Annotated in this window: 10 protein-coding genes and 1 pseudogene; 6 read left to right on the top strand and 5 right to left on the bottom strand. The window is 69.1% G+C overall.

Going from position 1 to position 14,733, the window contains the following annotated elements; genetic code table 11:
• Positions 1–1,043: 1,043 nt before the first annotated feature.
• Positions 1,044–1,136 (bottom strand): annotated as a pseudogene (locus tag P9849_RS04690) (alpha/beta hydrolase); the annotation flags it as partial.
• A 71-nt stretch (positions 1,137–1,207) separates the two neighbouring features.
• Between P9849_RS04690 and P9849_RS04685 the strand changes: the two are divergent.
• Positions 1,208–1,693 carry a DUF2087 domain-containing protein gene (locus tag P9849_RS04685; protein ID WP_278268527.1) on the top strand — a complete coding sequence of 162 codons (486 nt, stop codon included), beginning with the start codon at positions 1,208–1,210 and terminating at the stop codon, positions 1,691–1,693.
• Between the two features lie 24 nt (positions 1,694–1,717).
• Here the strand turns inward: P9849_RS04685 and P9849_RS04680 are convergent, their stop codons facing one another.
• Positions 1,718–3,139 (bottom strand): NAD(P)H-quinone dehydrogenase, encoded by a 1,422-nt coding sequence (locus P9849_RS04680; RefSeq protein ID WP_278268526.1) that lies wholly within the window; start codon positions 3,137–3,139, stop codon positions 1,718–1,720.
• 178 nt (positions 3,140–3,317) lie between these two features.
• On the opposite strand from P9849_RS04680, the gene P9849_RS04675 reads away from it, so the two are divergent.
• The 4 genes from P9849_RS04675 (at position 3,318) to P9849_RS04660 (ending at position 7,001) form a co-directional block, all read left to right on the top strand.
• Positions 3,318–4,112 carry a purine-nucleoside phosphorylase gene (locus P9849_RS04675; protein ID WP_107002134.1) on the top strand — a complete coding sequence of 265 codons (795 nt, stop codon included), beginning with the start codon at positions 3,318–3,320 and terminating at the stop codon, positions 4,110–4,112.
• 3 nt (positions 4,113–4,115) lie between these two features.
• Complete coding sequence (locus P9849_RS04670) at positions 4,116–5,885, top strand: phospho-sugar mutase (protein ID WP_278268525.1); 1,770 nt, start codon at positions 4,116–4,118, stop codon at positions 5,883–5,885.
• 81 nt (positions 5,886–5,966) lie between these two features.
• Entirely contained in the window at positions 5,967–6,656 is a 690-nt protein-coding gene (deoC, locus tag P9849_RS04665) for a deoxyribose-phosphate aldolase (protein ID WP_278268524.1), read from the top strand.
• A gap of 108 nt (positions 6,657–6,764) precedes the next feature.
• Positions 6,765–7,001 carry a hypothetical protein gene (locus tag P9849_RS04660; RefSeq protein ID WP_066216871.1) on the top strand — a complete coding sequence of 79 codons (237 nt, stop codon included), beginning with the start codon at positions 6,765–6,767 and terminating at the stop codon, positions 6,999–7,001.
• Positions 7,002–7,184: 183 nt separating this feature from the next.
• Here the strand turns inward: P9849_RS04660 and mfd are convergent, their stop codons facing one another.
• The gene (gene mfd / locus P9849_RS04655; protein WP_278268523.1) at positions 7,185–10,871 is read right to left on the bottom strand and encodes a transcription-repair coupling factor; all 3,687 of its coding nucleotides are present in this window, start codon (positions 10,869–10,871) and stop codon (positions 7,185–7,187) included.
• Positions 10,872–11,062: 191 nt separating this feature from the next.
• Positions 11,063–11,755 (bottom strand): transglycosylase family protein, encoded by a 693-nt coding sequence (locus tag P9849_RS04650; RefSeq protein WP_278268522.1) that lies wholly within the window; start codon positions 11,753–11,755, stop codon positions 11,063–11,065.
• Between the two features lie 363 nt (positions 11,756–12,118).
• Between P9849_RS04650 and P9849_RS04645 the strand changes: the two genes are divergently transcribed.
• On the top strand, positions 12,119–12,616 hold the full coding sequence (locus tag P9849_RS04645) for a DUF2505 domain-containing protein (protein ID WP_278268521.1): 498 nt from the start codon (positions 12,119–12,121) through the stop codon (positions 12,614–12,616).
• A gap of 180 nt (positions 12,617–12,796) precedes the next feature.
• On the opposite strand, the gene P9849_RS04640 is transcribed toward P9849_RS04645, so the two are convergent.
• Positions 12,797–14,605, bottom strand: coding sequence for an ATP-binding cassette domain-containing protein (locus P9849_RS04640; RefSeq protein WP_278268520.1), 1,809 nt, complete (start codon positions 14,603–14,605; stop codon positions 12,797–12,799).
• Positions 14,606–14,733: the final 128 nt, after the last annotated feature.

Here is a 14,733-nt window from a genome sequence, read left to right as displayed (position 1 = left end):
GCCGTGCGTACCCGAAGTACCACATAGAGCACCGCGCCAAGAAGCGGTATCACTAAGATCAGCGCCGCCCAGAGCAGTCGAGATCCCAAGGTCAAGTGCCGGTCAGCAAGTGCTAGCACCAAAGTCGTCAGTATGAACGCAGCAACGAGGACCACGGGGATCGAAGCGATTCCCATTTCCCAATAGTTCGGATTGAGCTCAGATGGTTGGTTCATGACGGTTTATGAGCTAGTCGCCCATCCCCCACTTCCGTTGACGTTCAGCTGGACCCAAGTGTCCCAGGAAAAAGGAACCCCAACAGTCTGGGTCACCCACATATGGATTCGCTGCATCGCCGGTCCGGCATAATCTGAGGAGGTCTTTTGAGGATCCCAAGTCGGCTGATTACAAGACAATCCCCAACACGTCCCGGTCTGATTTCCAACCCAGTCGATTTTCCCGCCACCAGCCCATGACTCGAAGTTGGCGTTGAAAGCCAGATAAACATTGCCCCACTGATTGCTTACGCCACACCCCGAGAATATTGCTGAATAGCTTGTCCGGTACACCGAACAACCTTGGACCGATGCGTAAGGCGTGACTTCTCCGCTCTTTAGCTCGACCACGGGCTTCTCGACAGTAGTCACCTTTACCGAACCGTCAGCAAACCTACTGATCTGAACCGTCTCGTCGGATTTGTCTCGAGTTTCCACCGAGACGGGATCTCCACCTTTGTTAGAGTCCCACGGCTGACCTGACTCCCAAGTCCTCAGGAGAGGTGCCCAATTTTGGGCCGGAACCTCATACGTCTTGAAGAAGTCCTTTATGTGTTGCCGATCGCTATTGGTGATGCGCGGACCAGGCGTCGCCTGCGCTGGCGTTGCAAGTCCAGCAAGCAGAAGTATGCCGGAAATGCTGGCGAGAACTACTCTCAGATGCCTCATCGAATTCCCCAATTCAGTAACGAGGAGCCCCCAATGGCCCCTCATCGTCATCTGAGCCTAAGGCTGTTGACTCAAAGTGACAAGACTTTTCAGATACTTACTGCCCAGTTCTTGACCTTCATGCGGACGGTGCCCGGCGGCGACGAGCCCCGGGGTCACCTCATCCCAGGAGGACGCGTCGAGCCAGAGACCGGGTACGAGGAGGAGATCCATGGGTTCAGCCTACGCTCGCCCTCCGACGATTTTCGAGGGGTCTCGTGGCCGCAGTCAATAGAGTGGCGGGCATGTCCGCTCTCAGTTCCGTCCGGGTGCTCCTCAGTCTCCTGCGGTCACCGAAGTCCGCTCCCCTGGTCGCCCGTCTGGCCGCCGGAGAAACCGTCGACGCCGAGGAGCGGCTCGCCGGGAATCTCATGCGGAGCGGCCTGGCCGTCGCCGAAGGCCGCGGACTCAGGCTCGCGCCGGACGTGTTGGGGCAGGCCCTCGCGGCTCTGGACCCGGCCGCGCAGCTCGAAGCCCTGCTCGCCACCCCGAGGATCGCGTTGGCGGGCCGGGCGCCGGGCAGCGTGAACGGTCTCGTCCACGCGGTCGTCACCCGCTGCGTCCAGGACGGGGAGGTGCTCTCCGAGGCCCAGGTCAATGAACGGCTGTCCGTCCTGGTCGAGGACGTCGCGTTCTTCCGGCGCCACGCCGTGGACCTGGACATCCTCCGCCGGAAGCCCGACGGGACCGCCTACTGGCTCAGCCCGCCGTCGTCGTCCTGGATGCCATAGACGCCGCAGACGGCTCCGTGGCGACTAGCCGTCGTAGTGGTGCACGTGCAGGCGGCGCGCCGCCTCCGCGATGGAACCGGTCAGCGACGGGAAGACCGTGAAGGTGCTCGCGACGTCGTCCACGTGCAGCTTCTTCGCCACGGCCAGGCCGATCGGGTAGATGAGCTCCGAGGCGTTCGGGCCCACCACGACGCCGCCGATCACGGTGCCCGACCCCTTGCGGGAGATGATCTTGACGAAGCCGTCCTTGGAGTTCCGCATCTTGGCGCGCGGGTTCGACTTGAGGGGCAGCATGACGACGTCGCCCTGGTAGCGGCCCGTGGAGAGGTCCTTCTCCGAGACGCCCACCGAGGCGATCTCCGGGGAGGTGAAGATGTTGGACGCCACCTCGTTGAGCTTGAGGGGGCGGACGCCGTCGCCCATGATGTGGGCCACCGCGATGCGGCCCTGCATGGCGGCCACGGACGCCAGGGCGAACACCCCGGTGCAGTCGCCCGCCGCGTAGACGTTGTGAGCCGTGGTGCGGGAGACGCCGTCGACCTTGATGTGACCCGAGTCGGTCAGCGCCACTCCGGCGTTCTCCAGTCCGATGCCCTCGGTGTTCGGGATGGAGCCCACGCACATGAGGCAGTGGGTGCCCGTGATGGTGCTGCCGTCGCCGAGGGTGACGAGCACGCCGTCCTCGGTGCGCTCCACCTTCTCGGCACGCGAGCGGGACAGGACGCGGACGCCGCGGCGTTCGAAGACCTCTTCCAGCACGTCGGCGGCGTCGCTGTCCTCGCCCGGGAGGACCTGGTCCCGGCTGGAGATCAGGGTGACCTTGGACCCCAGACCGTTGTACGCGGAGGCGAACTCGGCGCCGGTCACGCCGGAACCGACCACGATCAGTTCCTCGGGCAGCGTGGTCAGGTTGTAGAGCTGAGTCCAGTTCAGGATCCGCTCGCCGTCCGGCTTGGCGCTCGGCAGCTCGCGGGGGTGGGCGCCGACGGCCAGGATGATGGCGTCGGCGTCGACCGTGCGCACCGAACCCGACTTGGTGGTGACCTTGATGGTGCGGTCGTCCTGCAGCACGCCGTCGCCGATCAGCACCTTCACACCGGCCTCCTCGAGGCTGCGGCGGATGTCATCCGACTGCTCCTGAGCCAGCTCCATGACACGGCGGTCGATGTGCTCGAGGTCGGCCACCATGGTCGGCGCGCCGGAATCCACCTCGAAACGGACACCCAGGGAGTGGGCCTCCGAGACGCGCGCCATGAGGTCGGCGGTGGCGATCAGCGTCTTGGACGGCACGACGTCGCTCAGGACCGCGGCGCCTCCCAGGCCGTTGCGCTCGATGACGGTGACCTTCGCACCCAGGGATGCGGCGACCGCGGCGGCCTCGTAACCACCGGGACCACCTCCGAGGACGGCGATACGGGGCGCGGCGAAATCAGGATGCGTGCTCACAAAGGACAATTCTGTCCCATGCACTGCCCCACTGCCAGCCGAGGACCCGTCACGAAGCGGTCACCAGGCCGAAAGTGACGCATCCCACGGAGACGGCGATGCCCGCGGGAGCCCGTGCTGGGCAAGAGCACGGCCCTGCGAGTACGGTTTTCCCGTGACTACCTTGGACTTGAACACGATGGATCCCTTCGAGGCCGCGAAGCTCGCCGCTGAGCACATCGCCCGCGAAACCGGGGTCGAACAGCACGACGTCGCCCTGGTGCTGGGCTCCGGCTGGGGCGGCGCCGCCGATCTCATCGGCGAGACGACCCACACCCTGGACGCGGCGACCGTGCCCGGCTTCCACGCCCCGGCCGTGGTCGGCCACACCGGCACCATCCGTTCGGTCCTCACCTCGGACGGCAAGCGCGCCCTGGTCCTCGGCGCCCGCACGCACTTCTACGAGCGCAAGGGCGTCCGCGCCGTCGCGCACGGCGTCCGCACCGCGGCGGCCGCCGGCTGCAAGACGCTCGTGCTGACCAACGGCTGCGGCGGTCTGAACGAGAACTGGAAGCCCGGCACCCCCGTGCTGATCAGCGACCACATCAACCTCACGGCGGCCTCCCCGCTCGAAGGCGCCACCTTCGTGGACCTCACGGATCTGTACTCCTCCCGCATCCGCGGCCTGGCCCGCGAAGTGGACCCCACCCTGGAGGAGGGCGTCTACGCACAGTTCACCGGCCCGCACTACGAGACCCCGGCCGAAGTCCAGATGGCCAAGATCATCGGCGCGAGCCTCGTCGGCATGTCCACCGCTCTGGAGGCCATCGCAGGCCGCCAGGCCGGCATGGAGGTCTTCGGCATCTCCCTCGTGACGAACCTCGCCGCGGGCATCAGCCCCGAGCCGCTCAGCCACGCCGAGGTCCTGGAAGCCGGCCAGGCCGCCGGTCCGCGCATCTCCGCCCTGCTCGCCCAGATCATCGGCAAGCTCTGAGCCATGGCCCCGCACAGCACGGCGCACGACGACGCCGCCTCCGCTCCCCTGCCCGTCGGCCTCGCGCAGCAGGCCCGGGAGTGGGCGGCCACCGACCCTGACAGCGCCACCGCGGCGCAGCTGCTCGCCCTCGTGGACGACGCGGAGCACGGCTCCGCCACAGCGACGGCCGAGCTGGAGGACGCATTCTCCGGGACCCTGCAGTTCGGCACGGCCGGTCTCCGCGCCGCGCTGGGCCCGGGTCCGATGCGGATGAACCGCGTGGTGGTGCGCCGTGCCGCGGCCGGGTTCGCGGCCTTCCTCAACGAGGCCCTGGGCACCGACGGCGAGGCCCGCGCTCCGCGCGTCGTGGTCGGCTTCGACGCCCGCCACAACTCGGACGTCTTCGCGAGGGACTCCGCGGCCGTCTTCACGGCCGCGGGCCTGGAGGTCTTCCTCATGCCCTCCGCCCTGCCGACCCCCCTGCTCGCCTACGCGGTGCGGGCCCTGGACGCCGATGGCGGCGTCATGGTCACAGCCAGCCACAATCCGCCGCAGGACAACGGCTACAAGGTCTACCTCGGCGGACGCGCCGTGCCGGAAGGCGCCCGTGGCTCGCAGATCGTGGAGCCGTACGACGCGCGGATCGCAACGGCGATCGCCGCGGTCGGGCCGTCCGGGTCGATCGCCCTGGCGGAGTCCGGCTGGGAGGTCCTCCCGGCGTCCATCGAGGACGACTACCGCGCAGCCGTGGTCGCGCTGGCACTGCCCGACCGCTTCCCGGAGCGCGACCTGGACATCGTCCTCACCCCGATGCACGGCGTCGGCGGGCGGACCACCGAAGCGGTCCTGCGCGAGGCCGGATTCCCGTCGGTGACGCAGGTCGCCGAGCAGGCACAGCCCGACCCCGACTTCCCCACCGTGAGCTTCCCCAATCCGGAGGAGCCCGGCGCGCTCGATCTGGCCCTGGCCCTCGCCGCGGAGCGCGGCGCGGACGTGGTCCTGGCTAACGACCCCGACGCCGACCGCGCCGCCGTGGCCGCCTTCGACCCGGACGCCGACGGTGGCCGTGGCGCGTGGCGGATGCTGCGCGGCGACGAGGTGGGCGCCCTGCTGGGGGCCCACATGGCCGACCGCCTCGCGGGCCGGACCGAAGGTGTCTTCGCGAATTCGATCGTGTCCTCCCGGCTGCTCTCCCGCATCGCGGCCGCCGCCGGCTATGAGCACCGTGAGACCCTCACCGGGTTCAAATGGATCTCCCGCGTGCCGGGCCTCGTCTACGGCTACGAGGAGGCCCTCGGGTACTGCGTGGCGCCGGAGCTGGCCCGCGACAAGGACGGGATCTCCGCCGCCCTGCTGATCGCGGAGCTCGCGGCACACGCCAAGGCCCAGGGCACCTCGCTCTTCGGTCTGCTCGACGCGCTGTCCCTGGAGCACGGCCTGCATGCGAGCGATCAGCTGAGCGTCCGGGTGGCGGATCTCAGCCTGCTGGACACCATGATGGCGACCCTCCGCGCGACTCCCACGGCGGCGCTGGCGGACTCCGCCGTCGTCGTCGCGCAGGACCTGTCGCAGGGCACGGAGGAGCTTCCCGGCACCAACGGGCTCAAGTACCTCAGCGAGGACGGCACACAGGTGATCGTGCGGCCCAGTGGCACCGAGCCGAAACTCAAGTGCTACCTCGAAGTGGTCGTGCCGGTGGACGGCGCGGACGCGCTGCCCGCGGCCAAGCGGGAGGCCCGACGCCGGCTGGACGCCGTGCTGGACGGCATGAGGTCCGCGCTGGGCGTCTGAGCGCCCGGCATGAGATTCTGGGGGGATCACCGCACACACCCGGCGCGCCACCACCCCTCGCCCCGCGCCACGACATCAGGCATGCAAAGGAAGACCATGAGCACGAACATCGCCTCTTACATCGACCACACCCTCCTCAAGCCGGACGCGAGCCGCGAGGACGTGCAGCGCCTCTGCGCCGAGGCCGTGGAGTACGGTTTCAAGTCCGTGTGCGTGAACCCGGTCTGGGTGAAGACCGCCGTCCAGGCGCTCAAGGGCAGCCAGGTGCTGTGCTGTGCCGTGGTGGGCTTCCCGCTGGGCGCCACGCCCACCGATGTGAAGGTCTTCGAAGCACGCGGCGCGGTGGAGGACGGCGCCGCGGAGATCGACATGGTCATCAACATCGCCTCCGCCCGGGCGGACGACAAGGACGCGCTCGTCGAGGACATCGCCGCCGTGGCCGCCGCGGTGCACGACGGCGAGGCGATCCTGAAGGTCATCATCGAGACCGCGCTGCTCACGGACGAGCAGAAGGTCCTCGCCTGCCAGGCGTCCGTCGAGGCGGGCGCGGACTTCGTGAAGACCTCCACCGGCTTCAACGGCGGCGGGGCGACCGTGGAGGACGTGAAGCTCATGCGCGCCACCGTGGGTCCCGATCTGGGCGTCAAGGCGTCCGGCGGAGTGCGGAGCCTGGAGGATGCACAGGCTATGATTGCTGCTGGTGCCACCCGCATCGGCGCGAGCTCCGGCATCGCCATCGTCAAGGGCGAACAGGGTCAGAGCGACTACTGAGAACCCGGGGTTCCCTCGCGGGGACCCGAGAGCGAGCCCCGTCCGGGCCGCCCTGCGGAAGACTGACGACGTCCCAGCGGACGTCATGAGAAAGAAAGTTGGGAGACCATGTCCCGTCCGATCGGCAAAGAGAACAACACCGTCCAGTCCCTGGTGCTGTTCATCATCTGCTTCGCGCTGTTCGCCGGGGCTGTCTACTCGCTGTCCTTCCTGAGCCTGGAGAACACCTGGCCGGCCGCCGTGACCCTGGTCCTGTTCGCGCTGGCCTTCGCCATCCCGCAGCACGTCCTCGGCCGTTCCGACACGCTCGCCGAGCTCGAGCGCGCCAAGCAGGACGCCAAGTAACGCTTGCCAGCAGCACGAAGGCCCCGGAGGTTCGCCTCCGGGGCCTTCGTCGATTCCTGGGTGGTGCTGTGTTTCCAGAGTGTTCTTGTGCGGCGCCGCGCCCTGTTTCACTTTTCGCGGGTCGATAACCCCGCTAGAAGTGAAACAGGGCGCGGCGCCGGCCGCCTGGCCTTCGAAGCGTGTCTAGTCCTCGAAGATCGCCGCGAGGACATTGCGCGCCCACTCGAGGACCTGCGCGTCGGCGAGATCGCGTCCCCCGACCCGCGCCGTCTTCGGCTTCGGGATCAGCACCGCGTTGAGCGCCGGCTTGATCTGGGAACCCGGGTACATGCGGCTCAGGCGCATGGTCTTGGACTCCGGCAGCGCCGCCGGGGCGAACTTGATGAAGTTCCCCTGGACCGCGACGTCGGTCAGGCCGACCGCACGGGCGGCCACCCGGAAGCGCGCCACGTCCAGGAGGTTGACCACGGGAGCGGGCGGCTCACCGTAGCGGTCCACTAGTTCGTCGCGCACCTCGTCGATGGCCGCCTCCGTGTGAGCCGCGGCGAGCTTGCGGTAGGCCTCGAGCCGCAGCCGCTCCCCCGGAACGTAGTCGTGCGGCAGGTGGGCGTTGATCGGCAGCTCGATCTTCATCTCGGCCGCCGCTTCCTCCTTCTCCCCGCGGTACTCCGCCACGGCCTCGCCGACCAGGCGGATGTAGAGGTCGAAGCCCACCCCCTGGATGTGGCCCGACTGCTCGCCGCCCAGGAGGTTGCCCGCGCCGCGGATCTCGAGGTCCTTCATGGCGAGCTGCATGCCGGCGCCGAGTTCGTTGTGCGCGGCGACGGCCTTGAGACGTTCCAGGGCCACCTCGCCCAGCGGCTTCTCCGACGGGTACAGGAAGTACGCGTAGGCCCGCTCCCGGCCACGGCCCACGCGGCCACGGAGCTGGTGCAGCTGCGAGAGACCGTAGTTGTTGGCGCCGTCCACGATCAGGGTGTTGGCGTTGGAGATGTCCAGGCCGGTCTCGATGATGGTGGTGCAGACCAGCACGTCGAACCGCTTCTCCCAGAAGTCCACGATGATCTGTTCCAGGCGGGCCTCGGTCATCTGACCGTGGGCCACCTCGACGCGGGCCTCCGGGACCAGCTCGCGGATGGACGCGGCCACCCGGTCGATCGAGGACACCCGGTTGTGCACGAAGAACACCTGGCCCTCGCGCATGAGTTCGCGGCGGACCGCGGCGGAGACCTGCTTGTCCGTGTACGGGCCCACATAGGTGAGCACGGGATGGCGCTCCTCCGGCGGCGTGGCCAGCGTGGAGGTCTCCCGGATGCCGGTGAGGGACATCTCGAGGGTGCGCGGGATCGGGGTGGCGGACATGGCCAGCACGTCCACGTTGGTGCGCATCTTCTTGAGCGCTTCCTTGTGCTCCACGCCGAACCGCTGTTCCTCGTCGATGATGACGAGGCCCAGATCCTTGAACTCGATCTCCTTCGACAGGAGGCGGTGCGTGCCGATCACGAGATCCACGCTGCCGTCCTTGACGCCGGCGAGCGTCTCCTTGGACTCCTTGGCGGTCTGGAACCGGGACAGGGCGCGGACCCGGACCGGGAACCCGGAGAACCGCTCACTGAAGGTCTCGTGGTGCTGCTGGGCGAGGAGCGTGGTGGGCACCAGGACGGCCACCTGCTTGCCGTCCTGGATGGCCTTGAATGCGGCACGGACCGCGATCTCGGTCTTGCCGTAGCCGACGTCTCCGGAGACGAGGCGATCCATGGGGATCTCCTTCTCCATGTCCGCCTTGACCTCGTTGATGGTGGTCAGCTGATCCGGGGTCTCGACATACGGGAACGCCTGCTCCAGTTCGCGCTGCCAGGGGGTGTCCTGCCCGAAGGCGTGCCCCTTGGACGCCATGCGGGCCGAGTACAGCCGGATGAGCTCCCCGGCGATCTCCTTGACCGCCCGGCGCGCCTTGGACTTGGTGGAGGCCCAGTCGGAGCCGCCCATCTTGCTGAGCGCCGGGGTGTCACCGCCGACGTAACGGGTGACCTGATCCAGCTGATCGGTGGGGACGAAGAGGCGGTCCCCGGGGGCGCCGCGCTTGGACGGCGCGTACTCCAGGACCAGGTACTCGCGCACCCCGTCCGAGCCGGCGGTCTTCCGCTGCACCAGCTCCACGAACCGGCCGATGCCGTGCTGTTCGTGCACGACGAAGTCTCCGGCGTGCAGGGACAGCGGGTCGACGGCGTTGCGGCGCCGGGACGGCATCTTCCGCATGTCCTTGGTGCCGCCGCGGGCGCTCGAGCGACCGAGCAGATCGGCCTCGGTCAGGACGCCGAACTTCAGTCCGTCCAGCACGAAGCCGTGGCCGGCCTCCGCCGTCGTGATCTCGATGATGCCGGGAGCCGGCGCGTCCGCCAGGCGGTCCACGCGGGCACAGGGCACGTCGGCGTCGTGGAACAGCTCGGCGAGGCGCTGCGCCGGACCCGGGCCGTCCGTGACGACGACGAGCCGCCAGGAGTCCTTGATCCGGGAGGAGATGAACTCCAGCATCTCCCCCACATCGCCGCGGTATCCGCGCGGTTCCCTGGCCCGCAGCGCCAGCACGTCGACGTCGTGCCCCAGCTCCTCGTCCACGCCAAGGGTGGAGACGTCCCACCAGGAGACGCCCGCCGACTGCGCGTCGGTCCGGGTGTCCGCGAGCGTGCGGAAGCTCGCCTCATGCAGGAGGGCCTCCGGGTCCAGGCCGAGGTCCAGCGGCGCTGCGCCGCCGTCCGAGGCGGTGGACCACGCGGCCGCGAGGAACTCCTCGTTGGTCGCGATGAGGTCGTGGGCGCGCAGGCGGACCTTCTCCGGTTCGATCATGAACGCGATCGAGCCCTCGGGCAGGGACGAGACGAACGGCACCATGGAGTCGACCAGCACGGGCGCCAGGGACTCCATGCCCTCCACGGTGATCCCGCCCGCGATCTTCTCCAGCATGTCCGCGGCACCGGGCATGCTCTTCTGCAGCTTCGCGGCGCGGGACATGACGGACGGCGTGATGAGCAGTTCGCGGCACGGCGGGGCCCACAGGACCTCGGGGTGCACGACGCCGTCGCCCACGGAGAGGGAGCGCTGGTCGGCGACCGCGAAGTAGCGCATCTGCTCGACCTCGTCGCCGAAGAACTCGATGCGGATGGGGTGGTTCTCTGTGGGCGGGAAGACGTCGAGGATCCCGCCGCGGACGGCGAACTCACCCCGGTGCGTCACCATGTCCACGCGGGCGTACGCCGCGGCGGCGAGGCGGCGGACGAGATCTTCGAACGGCTCCTCCGCGCCGACTCGCACCGTGACGGGTTCCAGGTCGCCGAGGCCGGCCACGATCGGCTGGACGACGGCGCGCACGGGCGCCACGACGACGCGCAGCGGGGTGGCGAACGCCTCCGGGTGGGCCAGTCGGCGCAGCACGGTCAGGCGGCGCCCGACCGTGTCCGAACGCGGCGAGAGCCGCTCATGAGGCAGCGTCTCCCAGCTGGGGAACTCGGCCACCTCGTCCTCGGGAAGGTAGGCGCGCAGGGCGGCGGCCAGGTCCTCCGCCTCCCGCCCCGTCGCCGTCACGGCGAGCACGACGGCGGGCGCCGTGGCCGCGGAAGCAGCGGCACCGGCGTCGCGCCTCTCGGAGTCCAGCTCCTTGAGCCCGTCCACCAGCTCGGCGATGACCACGGGGTTGAGGCCGCTCGGCGCACCCAGGTGGAAGTCGTCGCTGCGCCGGGTGCCCTGGGCCGCGGACACCCGCAGGTTCCCGAAGGCCGGGTCTTCAGCCAGGACGGTGCGGATGCCCGCGAGCTGTGCCTGGAACACGGCGGGGTTCTGGGAGGACGTGGCGGATGCGGTGCGAGGACTCATGCGGGCTGCTGCTTTCCTGGCGGGCTCGGTGAAGGGGCGTCGCCACGGACCATTCCGGACAACACAAACACCCGGGACTTGGGAAAGTACCGGGTGTTTCCAGTGTAATCCGCAACGCGGGATCCCTCCCGGCCCCGATCTCTCGCGAGGGGCGGGCCGGGAGGAGTCCTGTGCCGGAGAACCGCTGCCGATTACTCGGCGGGGATCTGCAGCTCCTGACCCGGGAAGATCAGGTTCACGTCGGTCACGGTGTTCGCGTTGGCATCGGCCAGGAGCTCCCAGCCGCCCTTCAGACCGAGCTTCTGCGCGATCTTGGCGAGGGTGTCGCCGGACTTGACCGTGTAGGTCTCACCGGTCACGGGGACCTCGGCCGCGTGGCGCGGAGCGGGCTGCGTCTGCTCGACAGGAGCCTGCTGGACCGGGGCCTGCTCCACGGGAGCCTGCTCAGGGGCCTGCTGGGTGTACTGACCCTGGGCCTGGATCTGGGTGTTCTGCGCCGGGGCCGGGGCCGCAGCGGCGGAACCGCCGCCGTTGCCCGAGAGGCCCAGCTGGGCGGAGCAGGACGGCCAGGCGCCCCAGCCCTGGTTCGCCTGGACCTTCTCGGCGACGGCGATCTGCTGGGACTTGGAGGCCTGGGCGGCGGAACCGGTGCCGCCGTAGGCCTGCCACGTGCTCTGGTCGAACTGCAGGCCACCGTAGTAGCCGTTGCCCGTGTTGATGGACCAGTTGCCACCCGACTCGCACTGAGCCAGTGCATCCCAGGTGGACTCGCCGGCTGCATTCGCCGCGGGAGCCGCGAGGGCGACTCCACCGAGGATCGCGCCGGAAGCGGCGACGACTGCAAGAGAGCGACGGGTAGCCAGGGAGATTGCGTTCTGCTTCATGATTTCCAAATGCTCGGGGCTCCACCGGTACTCATTCCGTCCCCGGAAATCCTCGTACGCCACCGGCCCCTGACGTCTTGAGGTCAGGACGTGGTCACGGCACAGACGGTGGCGGTCGGTGGACGGCAGTGACCCGGCATATTCAGCCCGTGGACAGGGAGTCCTCAGCGGGCGTTGTCTCCGCCGGATCAGATCTCCGGCGGCTGGGTTCGTTATCAAACCTTTATAGAGCGTAGGGCATACGGTCCGATCTGGCCAATCTCCGGCGCCTGTGAATCCCCTGAAGACCCGGATTCACAGGAACCCGCCTACCATGGTGGAGGCCCCGCAGACCGCGTGGGCGCACCCTACCTTGGAGGATCCATGGCCCTGAACGCTTCGACCACCGTGCCCTTCGGACTGCCGGAGGTGGCGGCCGTTCTGGTCGACGAGAACTTCGTCCGCCACGTGAGCGAACTCGTGGGGGGCACCCTGGAGGCTTTCACCATCGAGGGCGACACGGCCGCCGCCTTCACGGCCACCGTGGTGCGCACGGTCCCGACCACCCGTCTTCCCGAGATCGCCCGCAAGGTGGTGGGTGAGGCCCTCACCGTGACGCAGCGTGAGTCGTGGACCGCTCCCCTGGAGGACGGCAGCCGCCAGGCCGACATCCAGATCTCGATCAGCGGCGCACCCGTGAGCGCCTCCGCTCTGCAGAAGCTCGTCCCGGTGGACGGTCAGACCCGGATCGACGTCGAAGGCGAAGTGACGTCCTCCATCCCGTTCCTGGGCGGCAAGATCGCCGGCGCGGCCGAGCCCCTAGTCGGCAAGGCCCTCAACCTGCAGGCTCAGCAGGCGCAGTCCTGGCTCGAAAGCCACTGATTCCCGAGCAACCCCGAGCCGCTCCACCTGCACCGGACGGACCTGATTCCGCTGAAACAGTGAGTTCCCGTCGAAACCGTGTGTTTAACGCACTGTTTCGACGGGAACTCGCTGTTTCGGCGGTGATGACGCACCGGTCACGGCACGACAGGGACCGGAACGGGCGACGCCGCCTCCGGCTCAGCCGAGGCTGATCTCCGGGACGTTCCGTTCGCGCCAGCGCGTGCGCAGCCAGCGGTCGTGGGTCGCGATCACGACGGCTCCGGCGAAGCTCTCCAGCGCCTCCTCGAGTTCCTCGACCAGGGCCAAGGACAGGTGGTTGCTCGGCTCGTCCAGGAGGAGCACTCTCGGCGGGTCCGCCACGAGAGCCGCGAGCGCCACGCGCCGCTGCTGCCCGATGCTGAGCTCGCCGAGGGCCCGTCCCGTGTCGCGCTCGGGAAGCAGCCCCAGGGATGCGAGAGGTGTGCTCTCGGCCCGTTCGTAGCCCACGGCACGTGCGTACCAGGCGGCGGCGCTCAGGCCGGGGTCGTCGAACACGGTGTCCTGTGCCAGATAGCCCACGGTGGCGCCGTCGGACCGGAGGATCTCGCCCTCATGCGAGACCCCTCCGGCCAAGACCTTCAGCAGCGTCGACTTCCCGCTGCCGTTGGCTCCCGTCAGGAGCAGCCTGCCCTGCGGGGCGAGCCCGAAGGACACCGGTTCCAGCCGTCCGGGGACGGCCACGCGGTGGGCACGGAGCACCGACTCCGCGGCGGGACCCTGCGGCCCGGCGTCATGGTCACCGTGCCGGCCAGGCACCAGGTCCGCGCCCGACGACGCCGGCCGCGCCGCCGTCGTCGAAGCCGCTTCCGCCGTCACATCGCCCAGCGCCGTGAAGGCAGGGTCGAAGCCGGCGAAGCGCAGAGGCTCCGGCGGGCGCCGGACCCTCCCGCTCTCCAGCGTCTCGAGGCGGACCCGCGCATTGCGCGCACGGCGGGCGATGACCCGGGCGTCCTTGTCGGCATAGAACTTCCGGGAGGCCCGCGCCTCGGTCCGGGGGTCGGACTTGCGGTTGACGTTACGGGCGCCCACCTCGATCTCCTCGCGCAGTGCGAGAAGTTCGGCCTGTTCCGCGGCGTAGCGGTCACGCCACTGCCGCATGAGGTCCCGACGCGCACGGAGAGCGCTGCTGTAGTCCCCACCGAAGTGGCGGACCCCCAGCCCGCTGCCGCTGTCGGAGGTCGTGTCGCCCGGCTCCGCACCTGCGGCGTCTGCAGCCCCCTCCGGCGCTGAGGCGCCCGGTGAGGCGGCGTCGGCCAGCACCACGGCCGGCACCGGCAAGGGGTCCAGGTCCACGATTCGTGTGGCCACCCGGTCCAGGAAGGTGCGGTCGTGACTGGCGAAGAGCACGGGGCCCTTCCAGTCGCGCAAGGCGGATTCCAGATACGCCACGGCGGCGTCGTCCAGATGATTGCTCGGCTCGTCCAGGAGCAGCGCGTCGGGCTCCTCCAGGAGGAGCGCCGCGAGCGCCAGCCGGGAACGCTGCCCACCGGACAGCCGTTCCACGGGCGTCCGTTCGTCGAGGCCGGAGAGTCCCAGCCCGGCGAGGACTTCCCCTCGCCGCGCCTGAGCGCTCCAGGCGCCCAGCCGTTCGGCGTCGTCGAGAGCCTGCGCATAGGCGTCCACGTCCTGGCTCTCCAGCGCGGCCAGCGCGTCGAGGGCCGGGCGCTGGGCACGGTCCAGCACCTCGCCGGCAGTGCTGCCGGGAGGCGCGTCGAGCTCCTGGGCGAAGTACCCCAGGCGTTCCGGCCGGAGCACCAGACCCGCATCCGGGCGCTGGGCACCGGCGGCGATGCGCAGCACGGTGGATTTGCCGGAACCGTTCTCCCCGATCAGACCCACCCGCTGTCCCGGAGAGACGGCGAAGGTGATGTCGCTGAGGACACGGCGTCCGGCGTAGCGCTGGGAGATGCCGTCCAGCGCCAGATGTTGAAGAGTCACGGTATGCATGAGAGTCCTTCCGTCAGAACGAAAGTCCCGCCCGCCATGCCACGCTTCTCACACCGGATCTTCCTGAGAGCCGCCGGACCGAGAACGTCACGGACGGAGGCCCTGGAGCAAGGGCCTGTAGGAGAACC

This window comes from Arthrobacter sp. Y-9 (assembly GCF_029690065.1).
Classification (GTDB): Bacteria; Actinomycetota; Actinomycetes; order Actinomycetales; family Micrococcaceae; genus Arthrobacter_E.
The sequence above is the reverse complement of the archived record's forward strand: the minus strand, read 5'-3'. Positions and strand labels throughout refer to the sequence as shown.

What these genes read in the sequence shown, in the direction of transcription:
- P9849_RS04685 (WP_278268527.1), top strand. Translation starts at nt 1,208, where the DNA reads ATGTCCGCTCTCAGTTCCGTCCGGGTGCTCCTCAGTCTCCTGCGGTCA.
- P9849_RS04675 (WP_107002134.1), top strand. Translation starts at nt 3,318, where the DNA reads ATGGATCCCTTCGAGGCCGCGAAGCTCGCCGCTGAGCACATCGCCCGC.
- P9849_RS04670 (WP_278268525.1), top strand. Translation starts at nt 4,116, where the DNA reads ATGGCCCCGCACAGCACGGCGCACGACGACGCCGCCTCCGCTCCCCTG.
- deoC (WP_278268524.1), top strand. Translation starts at nt 5,967, where the DNA reads ATGCAAAGGAAGACCATGAGCACGAACATCGCCTCTTACATCGACCAC.
- P9849_RS04660 (WP_066216871.1), top strand. Translation starts at nt 6,765, where the DNA reads ATGTCCCGTCCGATCGGCAAAGAGAACAACACCGTCCAGTCCCTGGTG.
- mfd (WP_278268523.1), bottom strand. Translation starts at nt 10,871, where the DNA reads ATGAGTCCTCGCACCGCATCCGCCACGTCCTCCCAGAACCCCGCCGTG.
- P9849_RS04650 (WP_278268522.1), bottom strand. Translation starts at nt 11,755, where the DNA reads ATGAAGCAGAACGCAATCTCCCTGGCTACCCGTCGCTCTCTTGCAGTC.
- P9849_RS04645 (WP_278268521.1), top strand. Translation starts at nt 12,119, where the DNA reads ATGGCCCTGAACGCTTCGACCACCGTGCCCTTCGGACTGCCGGAGGTG.
- P9849_RS04640 (WP_278268520.1), bottom strand. Translation starts at nt 14,605, where the DNA reads ATGCATACCGTGACTCTTCAACATCTGGCGCTGGACGGCATCTCCCAG.